This window comes from Phenylobacterium sp., assembly GCF_035539035.1.
In the GTDB taxonomy this organism is placed as follows: Bacteria; Pseudomonadota; Alphaproteobacteria; order Caulobacterales; family Caulobacteraceae; genus Phenylobacterium.
On sequence record NZ_DATLJI010000013.1, the window covers coordinates 51,440 to 69,325 of the forward strand.

Genomic DNA, 17,886 nt, shown 5'->3' on the forward strand with positions numbered 1-17,886 from the left:
CAGCCCCGACACACGGCCGCAAAGAAAAGGGCGCGCCGCGGACGGCGCGCCCCTCGATGACCGTCCTCGCGGCGGCCTAGAAGCGGTACTGGACCTCCACGCCGTAGGTGCGTGGTGGGACGTAGGAGATGGTGCGGTTGACGAAGCCGGTGTTCGGGCCGGTGTTGATCCGGGTGCCGTCGGCGCCGCTCACGCCTTCCTGCTCGAAGATGTTCTTCACGTAGCCGATGACCGTGAAACGGTCGTCGATGTCGTTCCAGAGCACGCGGGCGTCGGTCTGCTGCCAGCTCTTCGCCTGGTTGTAGTAGCGGTTGAAGATCGAATAGTAGGTGTCGTCGCGCCACACCCAGGTGAGCGAGCCGGTGAGCGAGCCCGCGGCCATCTCCCGGGTGTAGTTGACGTTGACCGTCACCCGGTGAGGGGTCGACGACGGTAGCTTGGCGCCCTTCAGGTCCTGGTTCAGCGCACCCGTCGCCGGCAGCGGCGTGGGGTTGCCCGCGAGCACGACGCCTTCCTGGATGCCGCGCGGGTCCTCCGGATCCTGGAAGCAGCACGCCTCCCGCAGCTCGGAGTTCAGGTAGGAGTAGTTGGCCAGGATCTGCAGGTTGTCGATCGGCTGCCAGATCGTCTCCACCTCGAAGCCGACGATCCGCGCCTTCGGCATGTTGAAGAAGCGGGTGACGTTCAGGTCCGTGAGCGGGTCGCGGCCGGTGATCGGGATCTGGATGTCCTGGTAGTCGTAATAGAAGGCCGAGGCGTTGGCCTGCAGTTGCCCGCCGAAGGTCTTCTTCAGGCCGACCTCGTAGGCGTCGATCGTCTCTTCCTCGGTGGTGACGTTGGGGGCGAGCGTGGTGGTGCCCGAGTTGAAGCCGCCCGCCTTGTAGCCGCGGGTGTACTTGGCATAGGCCAGGGTGTCCGGGTCCGGCTGCCAGTCGAGGCCGAGCGTGCCGGTGACCCCGCTCCAGTTGTTCTTCAGGCCCCGGTGGCGGAGGCCCGTCGTCGGGTCGGTGTAGGCCGGCAGGTAGACCGACGGGTCACTGCTGGCGCCCGGAGAGGCGACCGCCGTCACGTCTACGGCGCGGCCGGAGACGCGGCTGATCGGGCAGGTGGCGGTGAACAGGCAGAACAGCCGCGCGCTCTCGAACGACCGCTTGCGGTCGTAGGTGTAGCGCAGGCCGGCGGTCGCCTTCAGGGTCTCCGTGACCTGCCAGTCCAGCTGTCCGAACGCGGCATAGGATTCGCTGACGTTCGAGGAGCTGCCGTAGGCGTAGCGGCGGAGCGGATTGGGCGCCGCGGCGACGAGCTGGGTCGCCGGGTTGGTGGAGAACAGGGTCGGGTTCTCGAAGCGCGGGTCATCTGGGTGCCGCGCGTCCGAGAGCGTGTAGTTGGACCCTTCGCGGAACTGGTAAAGGCCGAGCAGCCACTGCATCGCGCCGTCGTGGGTCGAGGCGAAGTTCAGCTCGTTCGAGAACCACCACACCTCTTCCTGATACTGGTTGTGCCGCCGCGGATAGTAGAGCGGCGATGAGGTGGCGCTGATCGGCAGGTTGAACGGCGCCTGGCGCGAGGTGGCGTCGAGGTCGGTCTGCAGGCGGTAGTCGTAGTAGGTGTAGCCGCCGATGTACCTCACATCGAAGTTGTCGAGGTGCAGCGTCGCGTTGAGCGCGTAGCCGTTGTTCTCAAGGCTGATGTAGTTGCCGTCGTCGTTGTTGAAGCAGAACTGACATTCGGTGGCGGCCGTGCCGAGCGGCAGGCCCAGCGTGGCCGAGTTCGGCGTGAGCGCCGCCTGCAGCGGCGAGGTGACGTCGCGGATGCCGTAGAGAGCCGTCGTCCGGCCGCCCGGGCCGCGGCCCAGGTTGTGCCACTCGGCGGTGTCGGCCTTCAGCCACCACTCCAGCTTGCCGTCGCCGAGGCTGCCGTCCAGCTGGCCCTCGATCTGCCACTGGTCGCCGATCCCGCCCTCGTCGCGGCCGTTCGGGTTGAGGTTCTTGAAGTAGCCCTCGCCCTGCGAGCTGTAGGAGCCGGCCAGCCGGCCGCGGATGTTGCCGACCAGAGGTCCTGAGACCGCGGCTTCGGTGAACCAGTTGTCGTAGTTCGCGAGCCCGCCCCGCACCTCGGCGTAGAAGTCGTCCGTGGGCCGCTTGGAGATGATGTTGAGGGCGCCGCCGATCGAGTTACGGCCGTAGAGGGTGCCCTGAGGCCCGCGCAGGGCTTCCGTCCGCTCGATGAACAGGGTGGAACGGGCGAAGGCCGTCACCGACGAGGTGTAGACCCCGTCGTTGTACATGGCCACGCCGCCCTCTGAGGAGCGGTTGTTGGTGAAGCGGCCGATGCCGCGCATGGCGATGCGGTCGTTGTTCGTCGCGTAGGACAGGCCCGGCGTGAAGTTCGTGAGGTCCTGGACCGAGTTGATGCCGATCGTCTCGCGGCGTTCGTCGGTGAAGGCCGAGACGGCGACCGGCACGTCTTGAAGCGACTGCTCGCGCTTCTCGGCGGTGATGACCAGCTCCTCAATGGTGTTCGAGGATTGGGCCTGGGCGGCATTGGCGACCAGCGATGCGCCGACAAGCGCGCTCACCGCCAGAAGCTGGCGTTTGAAGACCATGTTCTCCTCCCCCGGAGTCAGTTCTGAGTTGGCGCTATTGGCTGCGCTCAAGCGTGACGGTGCGTCGCGCAGGACGCTGCGTCAACCGCTTCCGGAGGATTCTCGTACCTCCTGTTCGAATTATTCTGACGTAGACGTCACAAAGATGTCGCCGTTGGTCCCTGTGGCCGAGGGCGTTTTCCCGAGGGAAACAGGCGGGATCCCGCTTCGAAACTGCGGTGTGGGGTCCGCCGACTGTTTCAGGACCGAAGCGTCTAGTCGGCGAGGAGTACGACCTTGCCCACGTGGCTTCCGCCTTCCAGGTGCGCATGCGCTTTTGAGGCCTCGGTCAGCCGGAAGGTGGCGTCCACCGGCGGGGCCACGCGGCCCGCAGCGACCCACGGCCAGACCACCCGCTCGACCTCCGCGGCGAGGCGCGCCTTCTCGTCGGCGTCCCGCGGGCGGAGCGTCGAGCCGGTGACCACCGCCCGCTTCTGCATCAGCCGGAAGATCGGCAGGGCGACCTCGCCGCCGCCCTGGGCTGCGATGAAGACGATCCGGCCGCCGGTCTTCAGGGCGTCGAGCTCGCGGGCGAAGTAGTCGCCGCCGACCATGTCGAGGACCACGTCCACGCCGCCCTCGGCCTTGGCGACCTCGGCGAAGTCCCGGGCGGTGGCGTCGACGGCGACGTCGGCTCCCAGATCCAGGGCTTTCGCCGCCTTGTCCGCGCCGCGCGCGGTAGCGATCACCTTCGCCCCGGCGGACTTGGCCATCTGGATGGCGGTGACGCCGATGCCCGACGTGGCCCCGTGGACCATCAGGGTCTCGCCGGCTTTCAGGCCTCCGTGCTCGAAGACGTTGGCGTAGACGGTGAAGACGGTCTCCGGCAGGCCGGCGGCCTGCACGAAGTCGAGGCCCTGCGGTATCGGCAGGGCGTGGCGGGCGTCGACCGCGGCGTATTCCGCATAGCCGCCGCCGCCCAGCAGGGCGCAGACCCGGTCGCCCGCCCGCCAGCGGCCGGCGGCCTCGACCACCTCGCCGGCGATCTCCAGGCCCAGCGTCTCCGGCGCGCCCGGCGGCGGCGGATAGGCGCCCAGCCGCTGGACGATGTCGGGCCGGTTCACGCCGGCCGCGCGCACCCGCACGAGGATTTGGCCGGGGCCGGGCGTCGGTCGCGGAATCCGTACCGTTTTCAGCGCCTCCGCCGGTCCGCGGCCGCCCTCGACGGCGATGGCGGTCATGGTCTCGCCGTTCGATTGTGACATGGGTGTGTCTCCGCCGATCTTGCGCGCAAGCGCCTTGCGAGGTTGGATAGCGCCCGAGCGGGGGCCGGCAAAGGAGGCTCGCGAAAGCAAATGGAAGAACCGGCGGAAGTTCGGATCAGCCGCGGCCAGCGGCTGCTGGAAGCGGTTCGAGAGGATCTCGACCTGTTCGGCGTGGCTGAGCTCGAGGAGCGGATCGAGGTCCTGCAGTCGGAGATCGCCCGCGTCCGCGCGCAGATCGACCGCAAGCGGGCGGGCCGCGCGGCGGCCGATGCGCTCTTTTCGTCGCGGTCCGCTTGAGCCGGATTTGCGCTAGGATCTGGCACAGCGGTTGCACGCAGGCCGCAGAGCCGCCGGGCGAGTCCAACGGCGGGAAAGCTTAGGGCGACAAGAAAAGATGAGCGACATGACCGCCCCCTGGCGCAGCGACGTGATCCAGGACTTCGCGCGCTCGGAGCTGTTCGAGCGCACCTTCCAGGAAGGCATGGACCTGGTGGAGGAGACGGCCGCCTATCTCGACGGGGCCGGCCGCCAGGAATCCAAGCTCCTGTCCCGGAATGCGGCGCTGGCCTATGCGTCGGAGAGCATGCGGCTGACCACGCGGCTGATGCAGGTGGCCTCGTGGCTCCTGGTGCAGCGGGCGGTGCGCGAGGGCGACATGGCGCCGGACGCGGCCTGCGAGGACCGCTACCGGCTGGCCGCCGAGGAGGTCTGCCGTGGCGGCGAGGAGGTCTCGGCCGAGGATCTGCCGGCCGGCCTCATGCTGCTCCTGGACCGCTCCGAGCGGCTCTATGAGCGCGTGCGCCACCTCGACCGGCGGATGTATGTCGAAGGGGCCGTGGACCAGGCGCCGCACCCCGTGCTCTCGCAGCTCGATCGGCTGAAGACGGCGCTCGGCGCGTTCTAAGGCTCAGGAGGCCAGGCAAAAAGAAGACGCCGCGGAGGAGACTCCGCGGCGTTCTTTTTGCCTGCAGTGGATCCCGACTTTCGCCGGGATGACCCGCCTGCGGCGGGTCACTTGCGGGTGAAGGCGCCGAACTTGGCGTTGAAGCGCGACACGCGACCGCCCCGGTCCAGCATCTGGTGACCGCCGCCCGTCCACGCCGGGTGGGTCTTCGGGTCGATGTCCAGGTTCAGGGTCGCGCCTTCCTTCCCGTAGGTCGAACGGGTCTGGTAGGTGGTGCCATCGGTCATCACCACGGTGATGAAGTGGTAGTCCGGGTGAGTGTCTTGTTTCATCGCGCGGGCGCCTGACGTAAAGGAGCGGCCAAAGTGAGAAGGCCGCCCGCGAAGGCGGCCTGCAAAAGGAAGCCGGGCGTATACCCGAAAGCCCGGCCGGATTGCAAGGTGTGAGCGCGTATGAGCGACCAGACGTCCGAGGCCCAGGCTGAGGGCCGGCCCAGCGTCGGCGCCGAACTCGCCCAGAGCCTCGCGACCGAGGGCCAGCGGCGGGGCAAGAGCCGCAACGTCCGCGCGCTCGGCCGGCTCATCCCCTTCGCCCGCGCCCACCTGACCGACGCCCTCCTTGCCCTGGTGTTCCTGGTCTTCACCGCCTCGGCGACCCTGGGGATTTCCGGCGCCCTGCGGCTGCTGGTGGACCACCTCACGGGCCAGGGCGGCGAGGCCCCGACCGTGCGGTCCGTCGCACCCTGGTTCTGGCTGCTGAGCAGCGTGGCCGTGGCGCTCGCGGTGGGCAGCGCGCTGCGCTACTTCTTTGTCACCAAGCTCGGCGAGCGGATCGTCGCCGATCTCAGGAAGGCGGTTTACCGCCACATCCTGACGCTGGACCCGGCCTTCTTCCTGCAGACCCGCACGGGCGAGGTGCTGTCGCGCCTGACCACCGACGTCCAGATCGTCGAGAACCTGCTCGCCACCTCGATCTCGTTCGCGCTGCGCAACCTGCTGACCCTGGTGGGCGCGCTGGTGCTGCTGGTGATCGTCAGCCCGCAGCTCACCGGCCTCGTGCTGCTGGTCTTCCCGGTGGTGCTGGCGCCGCTGTTCCTGTTCGGCCGTCAGGTGCGCAAGCTGACCACCAGCGCCCAGGACAAGTTCGCCGCCGCCGTGGGCTTCGCTGGCGAGAGCCTGGACGCGCTGGAGACCGTGCAGGCGTTCGGGCGCGAGCGCACGGCGGCCGAGCGGTTCGGCGCGGCGGTGGAGGATAGCTTCGCCACCTCGCTGACCCGGATGCGGGCCCGCGCCCTGATGACCGCCATGGTCATCGCGCTGGTGTTCGGCGGGATCGTGTTCGTCTTCTGGCTGGCCGTAGGCGCGGGCCTTCGCGGCGAGATGAGCTGGGGCCAGCTCTTCCAGTTCGCCTTCCTGGCGGTGATGGCGGGCAGCTCCGTGGGCGCGCTGGGCGAGGTCTGGGGCGAGGTGCAGAAGGCGGCCGGCGCCATGGAGCGGATCGCCGGCCTGCTGGACGCCCGGCCCGGCATCGCGCCGCCGGCCAAGCCCGTGCCCCTGCCCCGGCCACGCGGAGACGTCGCCTTCGAAGCGGTGACCTTCGCGTACCCGGGCCGGCCGGACCTGCCGGCGCTGAAGGGCTTTTCCCTCCACGTACACCCGGGCGAGCGGGTGGCGCTGGTGGGGCCGTCGGGATCGGGCAAGACCACGGTCTTCCGCCTGTTGCTGCGCTTCTACGATCCGCAGGCGGGTCGGGTGGTGCTGGACGGGGTCGATCTTCGCGACGCGGACCCGGCCGAGGTGCGGGCCAGGCTGGCGCTGGTCGCCCAGGACTCGGCGCTGTTCTCCGGCTCGGCGGCCGAGAACGTGCGCTTCGGGCGCGAGGACGCGAGCCCGGAGGCCATCCTCGCCGCGGTCCGCGCCGCCCAGGCGGAGAGCTTCCTGGAGGCCCTGCCGCAGGGCCTGGACACCCCGGTGGGCGAGCGGGCGCGGGGCCTATCCGGCGGCCAGCGCCAGCGGCTGGCGATCGCCCGGGCCCTGGTGCGCGAGGCGCCGGTCCTTCTGCTCGACGAGGCCACCAGCGCCCTGGACGCCGAGAACGAGCGGCTGGTGCAGGAAGCCCTCGACCGGGCCATGGAGGGCCGCACGACCCTGGTCATCGCCCACCGGCTGGCCACCGTGCTCAAGGCCGACCGCATCGTGGTCATGGAGGAGGGCCGGGTGGTGGAGGAGGGGACCCACCACGACCTGGTGGCGAAGGGCGGCCTCTATGCGCGCTTGGCGGCCCTGCAGTTCGGGGAAGCCGCCTAGCCGCAGCGCACGTGGAAGCGCGCCTTGGCGGCCAGGCCGGGGAAGTCGGAGAACACCCCGTCCACGCTCGCGCACTGCAGGGCGTCGAACACCGCCTCAGCATCACCGTGGTCGCCCGGCGAGGTCCCTCTACGCAGCTTGGCGGGCAGGAAATTGTTCTCCGCCCGCACCGTCCAGGGGTGGACCTGCAGGCCGGCGGCGTGCGCCCAGCCGACCAGGGGCGTGGGCGGGCCGAGCGCGCCGTCCGCCACCGGCACGACCAGCGGCCATTCCGGCCCAAGGCCATCGGCGAAGGCGGCGATGGCCTTCACGCCCGCCTCGCTCGTCACGTCGACGGGCGCGGGCCCCTGGGCCACCAGCATCACGCGCCGGGCCTTCGACAGCGCCATGAAGCGCTTCAGCGGCTCCACCTCGAAGCACTGGACGAACACGGGCGCGGTGCGGCTGTCGAGGCCGTTGGCCTTCAGGGCCTCGGCCAGGCGTTCCTCGAGCGGCAGGCCGATCCCGCGGAAGTAGGCCGGGTGCTTCATCTCGGGGTAGGTGCCGATGGTCCGCTTCAGTCGGCGGCTCTCGGTCTTCGCCAGGTCCACGACCTCCTGGTAGGTGGGGATGGCCTCCTGGCCGTCGAAGGCGGCGCTGGCGGGGCGCAGGTGCGGCAGGCGCTCGCGGGCGCGCAGCGTCTTCAGCTCGGCGAGGGTGAAGTCCTCGGTGAACCAGCCTGCGACCTTCTCGCCGTCGATCACCTTCTCCGCGCGGCGGGCCGCGAACTCGGGGCGGCGGGCCACGTCGGTCGTGCCGGAGATCTCGTTCTCGTGGCGGGCGACGAGGTGGCCGTCCTTCGTGGACACGAGGTCCGGCTCGATGAAGTCCGCGCCCTGGGCGATCGCCAGGCGGTAGGCGGACAGGGTGTGCTCGGGGCGCTCGCCGCTCGCCCCGCGGTGGGCGATCACCAGCGGCCGGCGCCCCATGCGGGCGGCGGCGGGCGTGGCGGCGAGGACGGCGGCGGAGGCGGCGAAGGCGCGGCGGGTGAGGCTCATGCCCGCCAGCTTAGCCATTCCTGTGACGGTTTCGCTATTTCGCGGCCTGCAGGCGGGCCAGCAGCAGCGGATGAATGTCGAGGTTGCCGCAGCAGACCGAGCCGGCCGCCAGGACGTCGTCGTCCCCGTCGGCCGAGGTGATCTTGCCGCCCGCCTCGGTGACCATCAGCACGCCCGCGGCGATGTCCCAGGGCTTCAGGTCGCGCTCCCAGTAGCCGTCGTAGCGGCCGGCCGCGACCCAGGCGAGGTCCAGGGCGGCCGAGCCGAAGCGGCGGACGCCCGCGACCCGCTGGCTGACCTGGTGCAGCTCCTTGAGGAACTTCGCGTGCTGGCCGTGGCCGAGGAACGGGATGCCGGTGGCCAGCACCGACTCGTCCAGCCGGGTGCGCGCCGCGACCCGCAGGCGATGGTCGTTGAGGTAGCAGCCCTTGCCCTTCTCGGCCCAGAAGGTCTCGTTGGTCACTGGGTTGTGGGTCAGCGCCGCCACGATCACGCCCTCGCGCTGCAGGGCGATGTTGATCGCGAAGTGCGGGATGGCGTGCAGGAAGTTGGTGGTGCCGTCGAGCGGGTCGACGATCCAGGTGTGGGTCTTGTCCGTGCCCTCGATCATCCCGCGCTCCTCCGCCAGGAAGCCGTAGCCGGGACGCGCCTTGGTCAGCGCCTCGAACAGCACCTGCTCGGCCTTCAGGTCGGCGGCGGAGACGAAGTCGGCGGGCGCCTTCTTGGCCACCTGGAGCTCGGCGAGCTCGCCGAAGTCGCGGTTGAGGCCGCGGGCCGCCTTGCGCGCGGCGTCGCTCATGACCTTCAGAAGGGCCGATTGGGAAATCACGGTGTGAAAGATCTCGGAGGCGATAGAGGGCGCGGAACCTAGTGGCGAGGGTCGCCCAAGGCAAGGCGCGTCGCTATCGTCCCCTCATGAACGAAGTCGTGACACGCGAGGCGACCTGCGCCTGCGGGGACCTGAGGGCGACGCTCGCGGGCGAGCCGCTGATGGTCTCGAGCTGTTGCTGCACCCGCTGCCAGCGCCGCACCGGGGCCTTCTTCGGGGTCACCGTCTACTACCGGCCCCGCCAGATGACGGCGCAGTCCGGGACGGCGGCGACCTTCCATCCGCCGGACGGCTCGACCACCTTCCACTTCTGCCCGCGGTGCGGGTCGAGCGTCTGGTGGGTCCCGGAAGAGGAGGACGACGTGATCGGCGTGGCCGGCGGCTGTTTCGCCGACACCAGCCTGCCTGCGCCCCAGCGGATGGTCTGGACCGAGCACCGGCACCCCTATGTGCGCCCGCCGCCCGGCGTGCCGACCTTCACGGGCGCGCCGGACTAGCCGCGCGCGGCGAGGCCTGCGGCGATCTCGGCGTTGAGGGCCTTCACCGCCGCGGCGGGGCCGTCGCCGTGGGACCAGACCCCGGCCGAGACGGCCAGGAAGTCGGCTCCGGCCGCGGCGAGGCCACGGGCGTTCTCCACCTTGATCCCGCCGATGGCGACGCAGGGGGTTTCCATGGTCTCCTGCCAGATGGTCAGGATCTCCGGGTCGGGATGGCCGATGGCCTCCTTGGTGGTGGTCGGGAAGAAGGCGCCGAAGGCGACATAGTCGGCGCCGGCCTCCGCGGCCTCCATAGCCAGGTGGCGGCTGTCGTGGCAGGTCACGCCGACCATGCGGTCCCTGCCGACGATCCGGCGGGCCTCGGCGTAAGGGGCGTCGTCCTGGCCCACGTGCACGCCGTCGCAGCCGAGCTTCGCCGTCAGGTCCGGGCGGTCGTTGAGGATCACCGCCACGCCGCGGGCATGCGCGATCGGCATGAGGACGTCCACGGCCGCGGCCACGACCTCGTCGGGCTGGTCCTTCAGCCGGATCTGCAGGGCCGCCACGTCGTCCGCGTCCAGGGCGTGCGCCAGGACGTGTCCGAAGGCCGCCAGGTCGTCGAGCCTGGGCGGCGTGATCAGGTAGAGGCGGCAGAGCGGCGGGGTCATGCGCGCCTAGAAGCCTATTTCAGCAGCGCCCTCAAGCCGTAGGCGACCAGGACGGTGGCGAGCGACGCGGCGACCGCCAGGCCGAAGAACCAGGCGAGCCGCTTCCAGAGCGGCGGCAGGGGCGCGCCGGGCTCGGGCGGCGGCTCAATGATAGCCGGCATCGGCCGAGACCTTGCCGCGGAACACCCAGTAGACCCAGGCCGTGTAGCCGAGGATGGCCGGTAGCAGGATCAGCACGCCCACCAGCATGAAGCCGAGCGCGTTGTCGGGCGAGGCGGCGTCTCGGAAAGTCATGTCGTAGGGCACGATGTTGGGGAAGAAGCCGACCGCCAGGCCGAGGTAACCCGACAGGAAAACCAGGAAGGCGCCGAGGAAGGGCCAGCCGTGCGAGCGCCGCAGGAGGCCCACGACGAGGAGCGCCAGACCGGCGAGCCCGACCACCGGAATCGGGAAGAGCGCCAAGAGGCGGTCGGGGTCGAAGGCCCCGCCATCGAAGCCCCAGCGGCTGGCGACGCGCGGGTGGACGAAGAGGGTGGCGATGCTGACGGCGGCCAGCATGGCTGCGGTCATGGCGCCGGACGCCCAGGCCCAAAGGCGGGCGCGTCCGTGCAGCTCGTTCTCGGTCTTCCAGATCAGCCAGGTGGCGCCCAGCAGGGCGTAGCCGGCGACCAGGCCGACGGCCACGAGGATCGTGTAGGGCGTCAGCCAGTCGAACCGGCCGCCGGCGAACCGCCCGGCCTCGTCCAGCGTGACGCCCTGGATGAACCCGCCGAGGACGAAGCCCTGGGCGACGGTCGCGGTGATCGAGCCCACCGCGAAGGCCACGGTCCAGAACTTCTTGCCGCGCCGGCGCCCGCGCAGGCGGAACTCGAACGCGACGCCGCGCAGGATCAGGGCCATCAGCATCAGGAGGATCGGGATGTAGAGCGCCGGCATCAGGGCCGCGTAGGCGTAGGGGAAGGCGGCGAAGAGGCCGCCGCCGCCCAGCACCAGCCAGGTCTCGTTGCCGTCCCAGACGGGGGCGACGGAGTCCATCATCACGTCACGGTCCGTGGGCGAGCCGGCGAACGGGAAGAGGATGCCGACGCCGAGGTCGAAGCCGTCCAGCAGGACGTACATCAGGACGCCGACGGCGATGACGGCCGCCCAGATCAGCGGCAGGTCGAGGTTCATCGGCGGACCTCCTCATCCGGCGCATCGGGGGCGGCGCCCAGGGCGTAGCCGGGCGGGCGGGGCTTCAGCGGCGGCTCGGTGTCCTGGGCGGGGGTCGGCCTCGGACCCTCGGCGATCAGCCGCAGGATGTAGAGCGCGCCGACGGTGAAGACGATGGCGTAGACCACCATGAACGCCAGGAGAGAGGCCGAGACCTCGCCCGCGCCCACAGGGGAGACGGCGTCACGCGTCCTGAGCACGCCCGTCACCACCCAGGGCTGGCGGCCCACTTCGGCGACGATCCAGCCGGCGATCACGGCGACGAAGCCCGTGGGCGACATGGCGACGGCGGCCTTCAGGAACAGCGGGTGCTTCTCGGGACCCCCGCCGCGCCAGATCAGCCAGACGCCCCAAAGCCCGAGGAGGATCATGGCGATGCCCAGGCCCACCATCACCCGGAAGGCCCAGAAGACGATAGCGACCGGCGGGCGGTCCTCCGGCGCGAAGGACTTGAGCCCCTTGATCTCGGCGTCGGAGCGGCCGGCCGTGATCCAGCTGCCGATCTTGGGGATGGAGATCTCCCAATGGTTCTTCTCAGCCGCCCGGTCGGGCCAGGCGGCGATGTGGAAGGGCTGTTCGGTGCGGGTCTCCCAGAAGGCCTCGATGGCGGCCAGCTTGGCGGGCTGCACCTCCAGGACCTCCTTGCCCGACAGGTCGCCCACCAGGAGCTGCAGCGGGGCGACGATGGCGAACATGCCGATGGCCATCTTGAGCGCGATGCAGGACTCCTGGTCCTCGCGGTTCTTCAGGAGCCGCCAGGCCGAGGCGCCGCCGACCACCAGGGCGGTGGTCAGGAAGGCGGCCAGCAGCATGTGCGCCAGCCGCTCGGGGAAGGTGTCGGTGAACACCACCTGCCAATAGTCGGTGGCCCGAAGCGTGCCGTCGGTGAGGCGCTCGAAGCCCTGCGGAAACTGCATCCAGCTGTTGGCCGAGATGATCCAGAAGGCCGAGATGATGGTGCCGATGGCGACCAGGCTGGTGGCCGCGAAGTGCAGGCCCGGGCCCACCTTCTTCCAGCCGAACAGCATGACGCCCAGGAAGCTCGCCTCGAGGAAGAAGGCGGTCAGCACCTCGAAGGCCAGCAGCGGCCCGATCACCGGCGAGGCCACGGCCGAGAAGACGCTCCAGTTGGTGCCGAGCTGGTAGCTCATCACCACGCCGGAGACGACGCCCATGCCGAAGGAGAGGGCGAAGATCTTGATCCAGAAGAGGTAGAGGGTCTTGAAAGCCTCGTTCTTCGTGGTCAGCCAGAGGCCTTCCAGCACCGCGAGATAGCTCGCCAGCCCGATCGTGAAGCTCGGGAAGATGATGTGGAACGCAATGGTGAAGGCGAACTGCAGCCTCGAAAGAAGCAGTGCGTCGAATTCCATGCCTGGCCTCGAACGTCGCACCGGCGGACCGGCCACGAGTCTCCCGCTGCCACAACGCACGAGACGCCGAAACAAGCCTTGCGACAGGACGCCGCATCCGGGCCTCTACGTAATTGCGAATGACTTGCAAACGCGTTCTCATTCGGGTTAAGTCTTAGTCACCAGTCGAGGAACGGGCGGTCCATGTACGTCTGCAACTGCAACGGCATCCGTGAGCGCGAGGTCCGCGCGGCGATCGCCGCCGGCGCGTCGCGGCCCGCGGAGATCTTCAAGGCCTGCGACAGCCGTCCCCAGTGCGCCCGCTGCGTCTGCGACATGCGCGAAATGCTCGAGAGCGAGCGCGAGATGCTCCGCTACGCGGCCGAATAGCCGGGGCCTGGTGGCCTTTCGGCGAGCGCAACTCAGTCGCAAACTTTGGCTTTGACTCCGCGAGGGGCGGGTACGAGGGTCCGCGCCGTTCACGATTTCAGCGGAGGCTTCCCGTGCAGGGCGACAAGGCGATCATCCGGCTGCTCAACCAGGTGCTCACCAACGAGCTGACCGCGGTCAACCAGTACTTCCTGCACGCGCGGATGTACGAGAACTGGGGTCTCAAGCGCCTCGGCAAGATCACCTACGACGAGTCGATCGGCGAGATGAAACACGCCGACCTGCTGATCAAGCGCATCCTGTTCCTGGACGGCCTGCCCAACCTGCAGGACCTGCACAAGCTGAAGATCGGCGAGACGGTGGGCGAATGCCTGGCCTCGGACCTGGAGGTCGAGGTGGGCGGGCGCTCGGTGCTCGTCGACGGCGTGAAGCAGTGCGAACTGGCGCAGGACTATGTGAGCCGCGAGATCCTCACCGAAATCCTCGTCGACACCGAGGAGCACATCGATTTCCTCGAGACCCAGCTTGGCCTCTTGAAGAGCCTGGGTGAGCAGAACTACCTGCAGAGCGCCATGGGCGAGCTCCCGGACAGCTGAGCCGGAACCGAGCCGGCGCCCGTGGATTAGGTCGCGAGACGTCAGGGAGGCCCGCCATGCTTGAGAACGCCCACGCGCCCGCGAGGGGGCGGCCGCTTGCGCAGGACGTGCTGACGGGCCTGGCGCTCACCGCCGGGGCCGTGGCGGTCTCCGCCGTGCTCGCCAAGGCCTTCTCGCCGCCCGAGGACTATCCGGAAGCCTATTCCGACTACGAGGATCCCAACCCGCCGGAGCCGGCGGCGGCCACGCCCCGGCGCACCCTGTTCGGCGTGCTCTGGCCGCCGCTGTTCCTGGCGCTCACCCTGTCGGGCCTGCGCATCTGGAGCGCGCCGCGGGGACCTGCAAGGACCCAGGCCCTGACCCTGTGGGCGATGGCCCAGGCGCTCAACACCGTCTGGATGGCCTTCGGGCCGCGGCGGCTGGGCGGCCAGGTGGCGTCCACCGTGGCCTCGATCGGCGCGGCCGGCGCCTACGCCATCCGCGCCCGCCGGGTCGACCCCGCGGCCAGTCGCGCGACGATGCACTGAGCCGTTTACCAGCGGTCGCGATCGACCCGGTCGTCGTAGCCGTGGTTGGCGGAATAGAAGGCGAGCCACATCAGGAAGCCGGCCAGGGCGGCGACCACGAGGACGCCGCCGACCACATAGGGCCAGATGGGGCCCAGGCTCGCCCAGCCGCCGCCGATCTCCGAGGCGGCGAAGAACGCCCAGCCGGCGAACACCGCAAACGCGGCGAGGCCCAGGAAGGCCAGCCCCAGGACGACGGCGTGTTTCCCCATGGACGGGCAACCGGCGCGCCGTCGCGGAAGTTCCTCAAATGAGGATCTCTCCCCGCCGGGGCGGGGAGAGGAAAGGGCCTCAGGCCGCCTTCTCGAGGGCGCCTTCCCATTGGCCGACGCTGGCCAGGCCGTTCATCCTGGCCCGGTGGGCGAAGGCGCGCTGGGCAGCGGCGATGTTCTCGGACTTCCCGGACCAGGCCTTCTGCGGCGCCGCCTGCAGGGCCCGGCCGTAGGAGAAGGTCATCTTCCAGGGGAAGCCGCCGATCTTGTTCATCGCGTCGAGGTGGGCCGTGGCCTCCTCGTCGCTCTGGCCGCCCGACAGGTAGGCGATGCCCGGCACCGCCGACGGCACGGTCGCCTTCAGCGCCGCGATGGTGCGATGCGCCACCTCGTCCACCGACGCGCGCTTCGTGCACTTCTTGCCGCAGACGACCATGTTCGGCTTCAGCACCATGCCTTCCAGGGCCACGCGCTGTTCGAACAGCTCTTGGAACACGGTGGAGAGCACCCACCGGGTGACCTCGTCGCAGCGGTCGATGTCGTGGGCGCCGTCCATCAGGATCTCGGGCTCGACGATCGGCACGATCTGGCTCGCCTGGCAGATGGCCGCGTAGCGCGCCAGGGCGTGGGCGTTGGCCTTCACCGCGCCCCAGGTGGGGATGCCGTCGGCGATGTCGATCACCGCGCGCCACTTGGCGAAGCGGGCGCCGCGCTCATAGTCCTTCTTCAGCCGGTCGCCGAGGCCGTCGAGGCCCTCGGTGATCGTCTCGCCCGGGAAGCCGGGGAGGGGCTTGGCGCCCTTGTCCACCTTGATGCCCGGCACGGAGCCGGCCTGGGTGATCAGGTCCACCAGCGGCGTGCCGTCGGCGGCGTTCTGGTAGAGGGTCTCCTCGAACAGGATCACGCCCGAGATGTGGTCGCGCATGGTCTCGGTCGCGCGGAACAGCAGCTCGCGGTAGTCGCGGCGGTTCTGTTCGGTGTTCTCGACGCCGATGGCGTCGAAGCGCTTCTGGATCGTGCCGGTGCTTTCGTCCGCCGCCAGGATGCCCTTGCCGGGCGTCACCATCTTCTCGGCGATTTCGTTCAGAGCCGCGAGATTCATCACTTCCCCACTCGTTATTGAGACAGGGCCGCCACTCCGGGCAGCTCCTTGCCTTCCATCCATTCCAAGAACGCACCGCCCGCCGTTGAGACGAAGGTGAAGTCGTCCACGACGCCGGCCGCGTTGAGGGCGGCGACCGTATCACCCCCGCCCGCCACCGCCACGAGCTCGCCGGACCTGGCGAGCCGTGCGGCCTCCTGCGCAGCTTGAACGGTCGCCTTGTCAAAGGGTTGCACTTCGAAGACGCCGAGCGGGCCGTTCCAGATCAGGGTCTTCGACTGGCGCATGGCACCGAGGATCTCGGCCACGGTCTCGGGACCGGCGTCGAAGATCTTGCGGGCCTCGCCGAGCGGCGTGTCCTTCGAGAGCTTCACCACCTCGCTCGCCGCGCCGGGCTTCAGGTCCTCGGCCACGACCACGTCGACCGGCAGGATGATCCGGCAACCGGCGGCTTCGGCCTTTTTCAGGATCTCGCGGGCGGTGTCGGCCATGTCCTTTTCGCAGAGCGAGCCGCCGACGTCGTAGCCCTGGGCGTACTGGAAGGTGTTGGCCATGCCGCCGCCGATGGCGAGGTACTGCAGCCGGCCCACCAGGTTGTTCAGGAGGTCGAGCTTGGTGGAGACCTTGGCGCCGCCGACGATGCCCATCACCGGCCGCTCGGGCTTGCCCAGGGCCATGTCGAGGGCTTCCAGCTCCCGCCGCATCTGCTCGCCCGCATAGGCCGGCATGAGCCGCGCCAGGCCCTCGGTGGAGGCGTGCGCCCGGTGGGCGGCCGAGAAGGCGTCGTTGACGTAGAGGTCGCCGTTGGCGGCCAGGGCCTTGGCGAATTCCGGTTCGTTCTTCTCCTCGCCCGCCTCGTAGCGGACGTTCTCCAGCAGCAGCACGCCGCCGGCCGGGAGGGCGTCCACGGCGGCCTTGGCCGCCTCGCCGGAGCAGTCGTCGGCGAAGGCCACCGGCGCGCCGAGCAGCTTCGAGAGCGGCTCGACCACCGGCTTCAGGCTCATCTCCGGCACGCGCTTGCCCTTCGGCCGGTCAAAGTGGGCCAGCAGGACGACCTTCGCGCCGCCCTTGCGCAGCTTCTCGATGGTCGGCAGGGCCGCGCGCAGCCGGGTGTCGTCGGTCACACGGCCGTCCGCCATCGGGACGTTGAAGTCGACGCGGACCAGTGCGCGCCGGCCCTGGAGTTCGGCGTCGTCGAGGGTGCGGAAGGCCATCGTCGCGGTCTTAGAGGTACTTCGCCATGTGGACGGCGGTGTCGCTCATCCGGGTCGAGAAGCCCCACTCGTTGTCGTACCAGGAGAGCACGCGGGCGAGCTGGCCCTCGATCACCTGGGTCTGCGGCAGGGCGACGGTGGACGAGGCGGGGTTGTGGTTGAAGTCCATGGAGACCAGCGGCTCGTGAGTCACCGCCAGGACGCCCTTCAGCGGGCCGTTCGCGGCGGCCTCGAGGGCGGCGTTGATCTCGTCCTTGGTCACCGAGCGGCCCGGCACGAACTTCAGGTCGACGACCGAGACGTTCGGGGTCGGCACGCGGATCGAGGAGCCGTCCAGCTTGCCGGTCAGCGCCGGGATCACCAGGCCCAGCGCCTTGGCCGCGCCGGTGGAGGTGGGGATCATGGACATGGCCGCGGCGCGGGCGCGGTAGAGGTCCTTGTGCATGGTGTCCAGCGTCGGCTGGTCGCCCGTGTAGGAGTGGATCGTGGTCATGTAGCCACGCTCGATCCCGCAGAGGTCCTGCAGCACCTTGGCCACCGGCGCCAGGCAGTTGGTGGTGCACGAGGCGTTGGAGATGATGGTGTCGTCGGCGGACAGGGTGTCGTGGTTCACGCCGTAGACGATGGTCTTGTCGACGCCGTCGCCGGGGGCCGAGATGATCACCCGCTTGGCGCCGGCCTCCAGGTGGGCGGCGGCCTTGTCGCGGGCGGTGAACAGGCCGGTGCACTCGAGCGCGATGTCCACGCCCAGGTCCTTGTGCGGCAGCTCGGCCGGATTGCGGATCGCGGTGACCTTGATCTTGCCCCGGCCGACGTCGATCGTGTCGCCGTCCACCGTCACGGATTGCGGGAAGCGGCCGTGGACGCTGTCGTAGCGCAGCAGGTGGGCGTTGGTCTCCACCGGGCCCAGGTCGTTGATGGCCACGACCTCGATGTCCGTCCGCCCATGTTCGACGATCGACCGCAGGACCAGGCGGCCGATGCGACCGAAACCGTTGATGGCGACGCGAACGGGCATGGGGAGGACCTCCTTGGCGGCCTAAGGGCGTGATTGCGGGGCGTTCTTTCGGTCGCCGACAGCCAAGTCAACCCCTGGCGGGGTCAACTCTGGCGCCGCTTTGTGACCGACACCGCTGTCATCCCGCGAACAGGGGCTCAATCCATGAAACCGCGGAT

Annotated in this window: 20 protein-coding genes; 7 read left to right on the plus strand and 13 right to left on the minus strand. The window is 69.7% G+C overall.

Translation table 11 applies throughout. From position 1 onward, the window contains the following. Positions 1-76 precede the first annotated feature (76 nt). Positions 77-2,605 (minus strand): TonB-dependent receptor, encoded by a 2,529-nt coding sequence (locus VM685_RS08470; protein WP_325459705.1) that lies wholly within the window; start codon positions 2,603-2,605, stop codon positions 77-79. A 254-nt stretch (positions 2,606-2,859) separates the two neighbouring features. After that, positions 2,860-3,849 (minus strand): NAD(P)H-quinone oxidoreductase, encoded by a 990-nt coding sequence (locus VM685_RS08475; protein WP_325459706.1) that lies wholly within the window; start codon positions 3,847-3,849, stop codon positions 2,860-2,862. Positions 3,850-3,939: 90 nt separating this feature from the next. On the opposite strand from VM685_RS08475, the gene VM685_RS08480 reads away from it, so the two are divergent. Next, positions 3,940-4,146 carry a DUF1192 domain-containing protein gene (locus tag VM685_RS08480; RefSeq protein ID WP_325459707.1) on the plus strand — a complete coding sequence of 69 codons (207 nt, stop codon included), beginning with the start codon at positions 3,940-3,942 and terminating at the stop codon, positions 4,144-4,146. A gap of 97 nt (positions 4,147-4,243) precedes the next feature. Then, the gene (locus VM685_RS08485) at positions 4,244-4,753 is read left to right on the plus strand and encodes a DUF1465 family protein (protein ID WP_325459708.1); all 510 of its coding nucleotides are present in this window, start codon (positions 4,244-4,246) and stop codon (positions 4,751-4,753) included. Positions 4,754-4,860: 107 nt separating this feature from the next. On the opposite strand, the gene rpmE is transcribed toward VM685_RS08485, so the two are convergent. Beyond that, on the minus strand, positions 4,861-5,085 hold the full coding sequence (gene rpmE, locus VM685_RS08490; protein WP_257815520.1) for a 50S ribosomal protein L31: 225 nt from the start codon (positions 5,083-5,085) through the stop codon (positions 4,861-4,863). Between the two features lie 120 nt (positions 5,086-5,205). On the opposite strand from rpmE, the gene VM685_RS08495 reads away from it, so the two are divergent. After that, positions 5,206-7,059, plus strand: a complete 1,854-nt coding sequence (locus tag VM685_RS08495) for an ABC transporter transmembrane domain-containing protein (protein ID WP_325459709.1) — start codon at positions 5,206-5,208, stop codon at positions 7,057-7,059. Here VM685_RS08495 and VM685_RS08500 read toward each other — a convergent pair. Both VM685_RS08500 and VM685_RS08505 read right to left on the minus strand, forming a co-directional pair. Then, positions 7,056-8,114: a glycerophosphodiester phosphodiesterase gene (locus VM685_RS08500; protein WP_414693352.1), complete on the minus strand. Its 1,059-nt coding sequence runs from the start codon at positions 8,112-8,114 to the stop codon at positions 7,056-7,058. The genes VM685_RS08495 and VM685_RS08500 overlap by 4 nt on opposite strands. Positions 8,115-8,130: 16 nt before the next feature. Further along, on the minus strand, positions 8,131-8,925 hold the full coding sequence (locus VM685_RS08505; protein WP_325459710.1) for an inositol monophosphatase family protein: 795 nt from the start codon (positions 8,923-8,925) through the stop codon (positions 8,131-8,133). Positions 8,926-9,011: 86 nt separating this feature from the next. On the opposite strand from VM685_RS08505, the gene VM685_RS08510 reads away from it, so the two are divergent. Beyond that, complete coding sequence (locus VM685_RS08510; RefSeq protein ID WP_325459711.1) at positions 9,012-9,422, plus strand: GFA family protein; 411 nt, start codon at positions 9,012-9,014, stop codon at positions 9,420-9,422. On the opposite strand, the gene thiE is transcribed toward VM685_RS08510, so the two are convergent. Genes thiE through VM685_RS08530 form a run of 4 tightly spaced genes read right to left on the minus strand, consistent with a single transcriptional unit; the run spans position 9,419 to position 12,651 of the window. Continuing rightward, the gene (gene thiE / locus VM685_RS08515; RefSeq protein ID WP_325459712.1) at positions 9,419-10,069 is read right to left on the minus strand and encodes a thiamine phosphate synthase; all 651 of its coding nucleotides are present in this window, start codon (positions 10,067-10,069) and stop codon (positions 9,419-9,421) included. The two genes, VM685_RS08510 and thiE, sit on opposite strands and share 4 nt — an antisense overlap. Positions 10,070-10,083: 14 nt before the next feature. Further along, complete coding sequence (locus VM685_RS08520) at positions 10,084-10,230, minus strand: DUF2474 domain-containing protein (protein WP_325459713.1); 147 nt, start codon at positions 10,228-10,230, stop codon at positions 10,084-10,086. Beyond that, a complete protein-coding gene (gene cydB, locus VM685_RS08525) occupies positions 10,214-11,242 on the minus strand; it encodes a cytochrome d ubiquinol oxidase subunit II (RefSeq protein WP_325459714.1) in 1,029 nt (342 codons plus the stop codon). The genes VM685_RS08520 and cydB overlap by 17 nt, the downstream gene beginning before the upstream one ends. Further along, entirely contained in the window at positions 11,239-12,651 is a 1,413-nt protein-coding gene (locus VM685_RS08530) for a cytochrome ubiquinol oxidase subunit I (protein ID WP_325459715.1), read from the minus strand. Before VM685_RS08530 ends, cydB begins: the two co-directional genes overlap by 4 nt. A gap of 183 nt (positions 12,652-12,834) precedes the next feature. Here VM685_RS08530 and VM685_RS08535 point away from each other — a divergent pair, with 183 nt between their 5' ends. The 3 genes from VM685_RS08535 to VM685_RS08545 all read left to right on the plus strand — a co-directional run bounded on the left by VM685_RS08535 (position 12,835) and on the right by VM685_RS08545 (position 14,143). Further along, positions 12,835-13,020: a (2Fe-2S)-binding protein gene (locus VM685_RS08535; RefSeq protein ID WP_325459716.1), complete on the plus strand. Its 186-nt coding sequence runs from the start codon at positions 12,835-12,837 to the stop codon at positions 13,018-13,020. Between the two features lie 113 nt (positions 13,021-13,133). Next, a complete protein-coding gene (gene bfr / locus VM685_RS08540; RefSeq protein ID WP_325459717.1) occupies positions 13,134-13,616 on the plus strand; it encodes a bacterioferritin in 483 nt (160 codons plus the stop codon). 56 nt (positions 13,617-13,672) lie between these two features. Continuing rightward, a complete protein-coding gene (locus VM685_RS08545; protein ID WP_325459718.1) occupies positions 13,673-14,143 on the plus strand; it encodes a TspO/MBR family protein in 471 nt (156 codons plus the stop codon). Positions 14,144-14,148: 5 nt separating this feature from the next. Here the strand turns inward: VM685_RS08545 and VM685_RS08550 are convergent, their stop codons facing one another. From VM685_RS08550 to gap, 4 genes are all read right to left on the minus strand, one after another. Further along, positions 14,149-14,394, minus strand: a complete 246-nt coding sequence (locus tag VM685_RS08550; protein ID WP_325459719.1) for a hypothetical protein — start codon at positions 14,392-14,394, stop codon at positions 14,149-14,151. Between the two features lie 79 nt (positions 14,395-14,473). Next, positions 14,474-15,496, minus strand: a complete 1,023-nt coding sequence (locus VM685_RS08555) for a class I fructose-bisphosphate aldolase (protein ID WP_325459720.1) — start codon at positions 15,494-15,496, stop codon at positions 14,474-14,476. A 14-nt stretch (positions 15,497-15,510) separates the two neighbouring features. Further along, entirely contained in the window at positions 15,511-16,710 is a 1,200-nt protein-coding gene (locus VM685_RS08560; RefSeq protein ID WP_325459721.1) for a phosphoglycerate kinase, read from the minus strand. A 10-nt stretch (positions 16,711-16,720) separates the two neighbouring features. Further along, positions 16,721-17,728 (minus strand): type I glyceraldehyde-3-phosphate dehydrogenase, encoded by a 1,008-nt coding sequence (gene gap / locus VM685_RS08565; protein ID WP_325459722.1) that lies wholly within the window; start codon positions 17,726-17,728, stop codon positions 16,721-16,723. Positions 17,729-17,886: the final 158 nt, after the last annotated feature.

Coding starts and splice junctions, on each gene's coding strand:
- VM685_RS08470 (WP_325459705.1), bottom strand. CDS start 2,605: ATGGTCTTCAAACGCCAGCTTCTGGCGGTGAGCGCGCTTGTCGGCGCA.
- VM685_RS08475 (WP_325459706.1), bottom strand. CDS start 3,849: ATGTCACAATCGAACGGCGAGACCATGACCGCCATCGCCGTCGAGGGC.
- VM685_RS08480 (WP_325459707.1), top strand. CDS start 3,940: ATGGAAGAACCGGCGGAAGTTCGGATCAGCCGCGGCCAGCGGCTGCTG.
- VM685_RS08485 (WP_325459708.1), top strand. CDS start 4,244: ATGAGCGACATGACCGCCCCCTGGCGCAGCGACGTGATCCAGGACTTC.
- rpmE (WP_257815520.1), bottom strand. CDS start 5,085: ATGAAACAAGACACTCACCCGGACTACCACTTCATCACCGTGGTGATG.
- VM685_RS08495 (WP_325459709.1), top strand. CDS start 5,206: ATGAGCGACCAGACGTCCGAGGCCCAGGCTGAGGGCCGGCCCAGCGTC.
- VM685_RS08500 (WP_414693352.1), bottom strand. CDS start 8,114: ATGGCTAAGCTGGCGGGCATGAGCCTCACCCGCCGCGCCTTCGCCGCC.
- VM685_RS08510 (WP_325459711.1), top strand. CDS start 9,012: ATGAACGAAGTCGTGACACGCGAGGCGACCTGCGCCTGCGGGGACCTG.
- thiE (WP_325459712.1), bottom strand. CDS start 10,069: ATGACCCCGCCGCTCTGCCGCCTCTACCTGATCACGCCGCCCAGGCTC.
- VM685_RS08520 (WP_325459713.1), bottom strand. CDS start 10,230: ATGCCGGCTATCATTGAGCCGCCGCCCGAGCCCGGCGCGCCCCTGCCG.
- cydB (WP_325459714.1), bottom strand. CDS start 11,242: ATGAACCTCGACCTGCCGCTGATCTGGGCGGCCGTCATCGCCGTCGGC.
- VM685_RS08530 (WP_325459715.1), bottom strand. CDS start 12,651: ATGGAATTCGACGCACTGCTTCTTTCGAGGCTGCAGTTCGCCTTCACC.
- VM685_RS08535 (WP_325459716.1), top strand. CDS start 12,835: ATGTACGTCTGCAACTGCAACGGCATCCGTGAGCGCGAGGTCCGCGCG.
- VM685_RS08545 (WP_325459718.1), top strand. CDS start 13,673: ATGCTTGAGAACGCCCACGCGCCCGCGAGGGGGCGGCCGCTTGCGCAG.
- VM685_RS08550 (WP_325459719.1), bottom strand. CDS start 14,394: ATGGGGAAACACGCCGTCGTCCTGGGGCTGGCCTTCCTGGGCCTCGCC.
- VM685_RS08555 (WP_325459720.1), bottom strand. CDS start 15,496: ATGAATCTCGCGGCTCTGAACGAAATCGCCGAGAAGATGGTGACGCCC.
- VM685_RS08560 (WP_325459721.1), bottom strand. CDS start 16,710: ATGGCCTTCCGCACCCTCGACGACGCCGAACTCCAGGGCCGGCGCGCA.
- gap (WP_325459722.1), bottom strand. CDS start 17,728: ATGCCCGTTCGCGTCGCCATCAACGGTTTCGGTCGCATCGGCCGCCTG.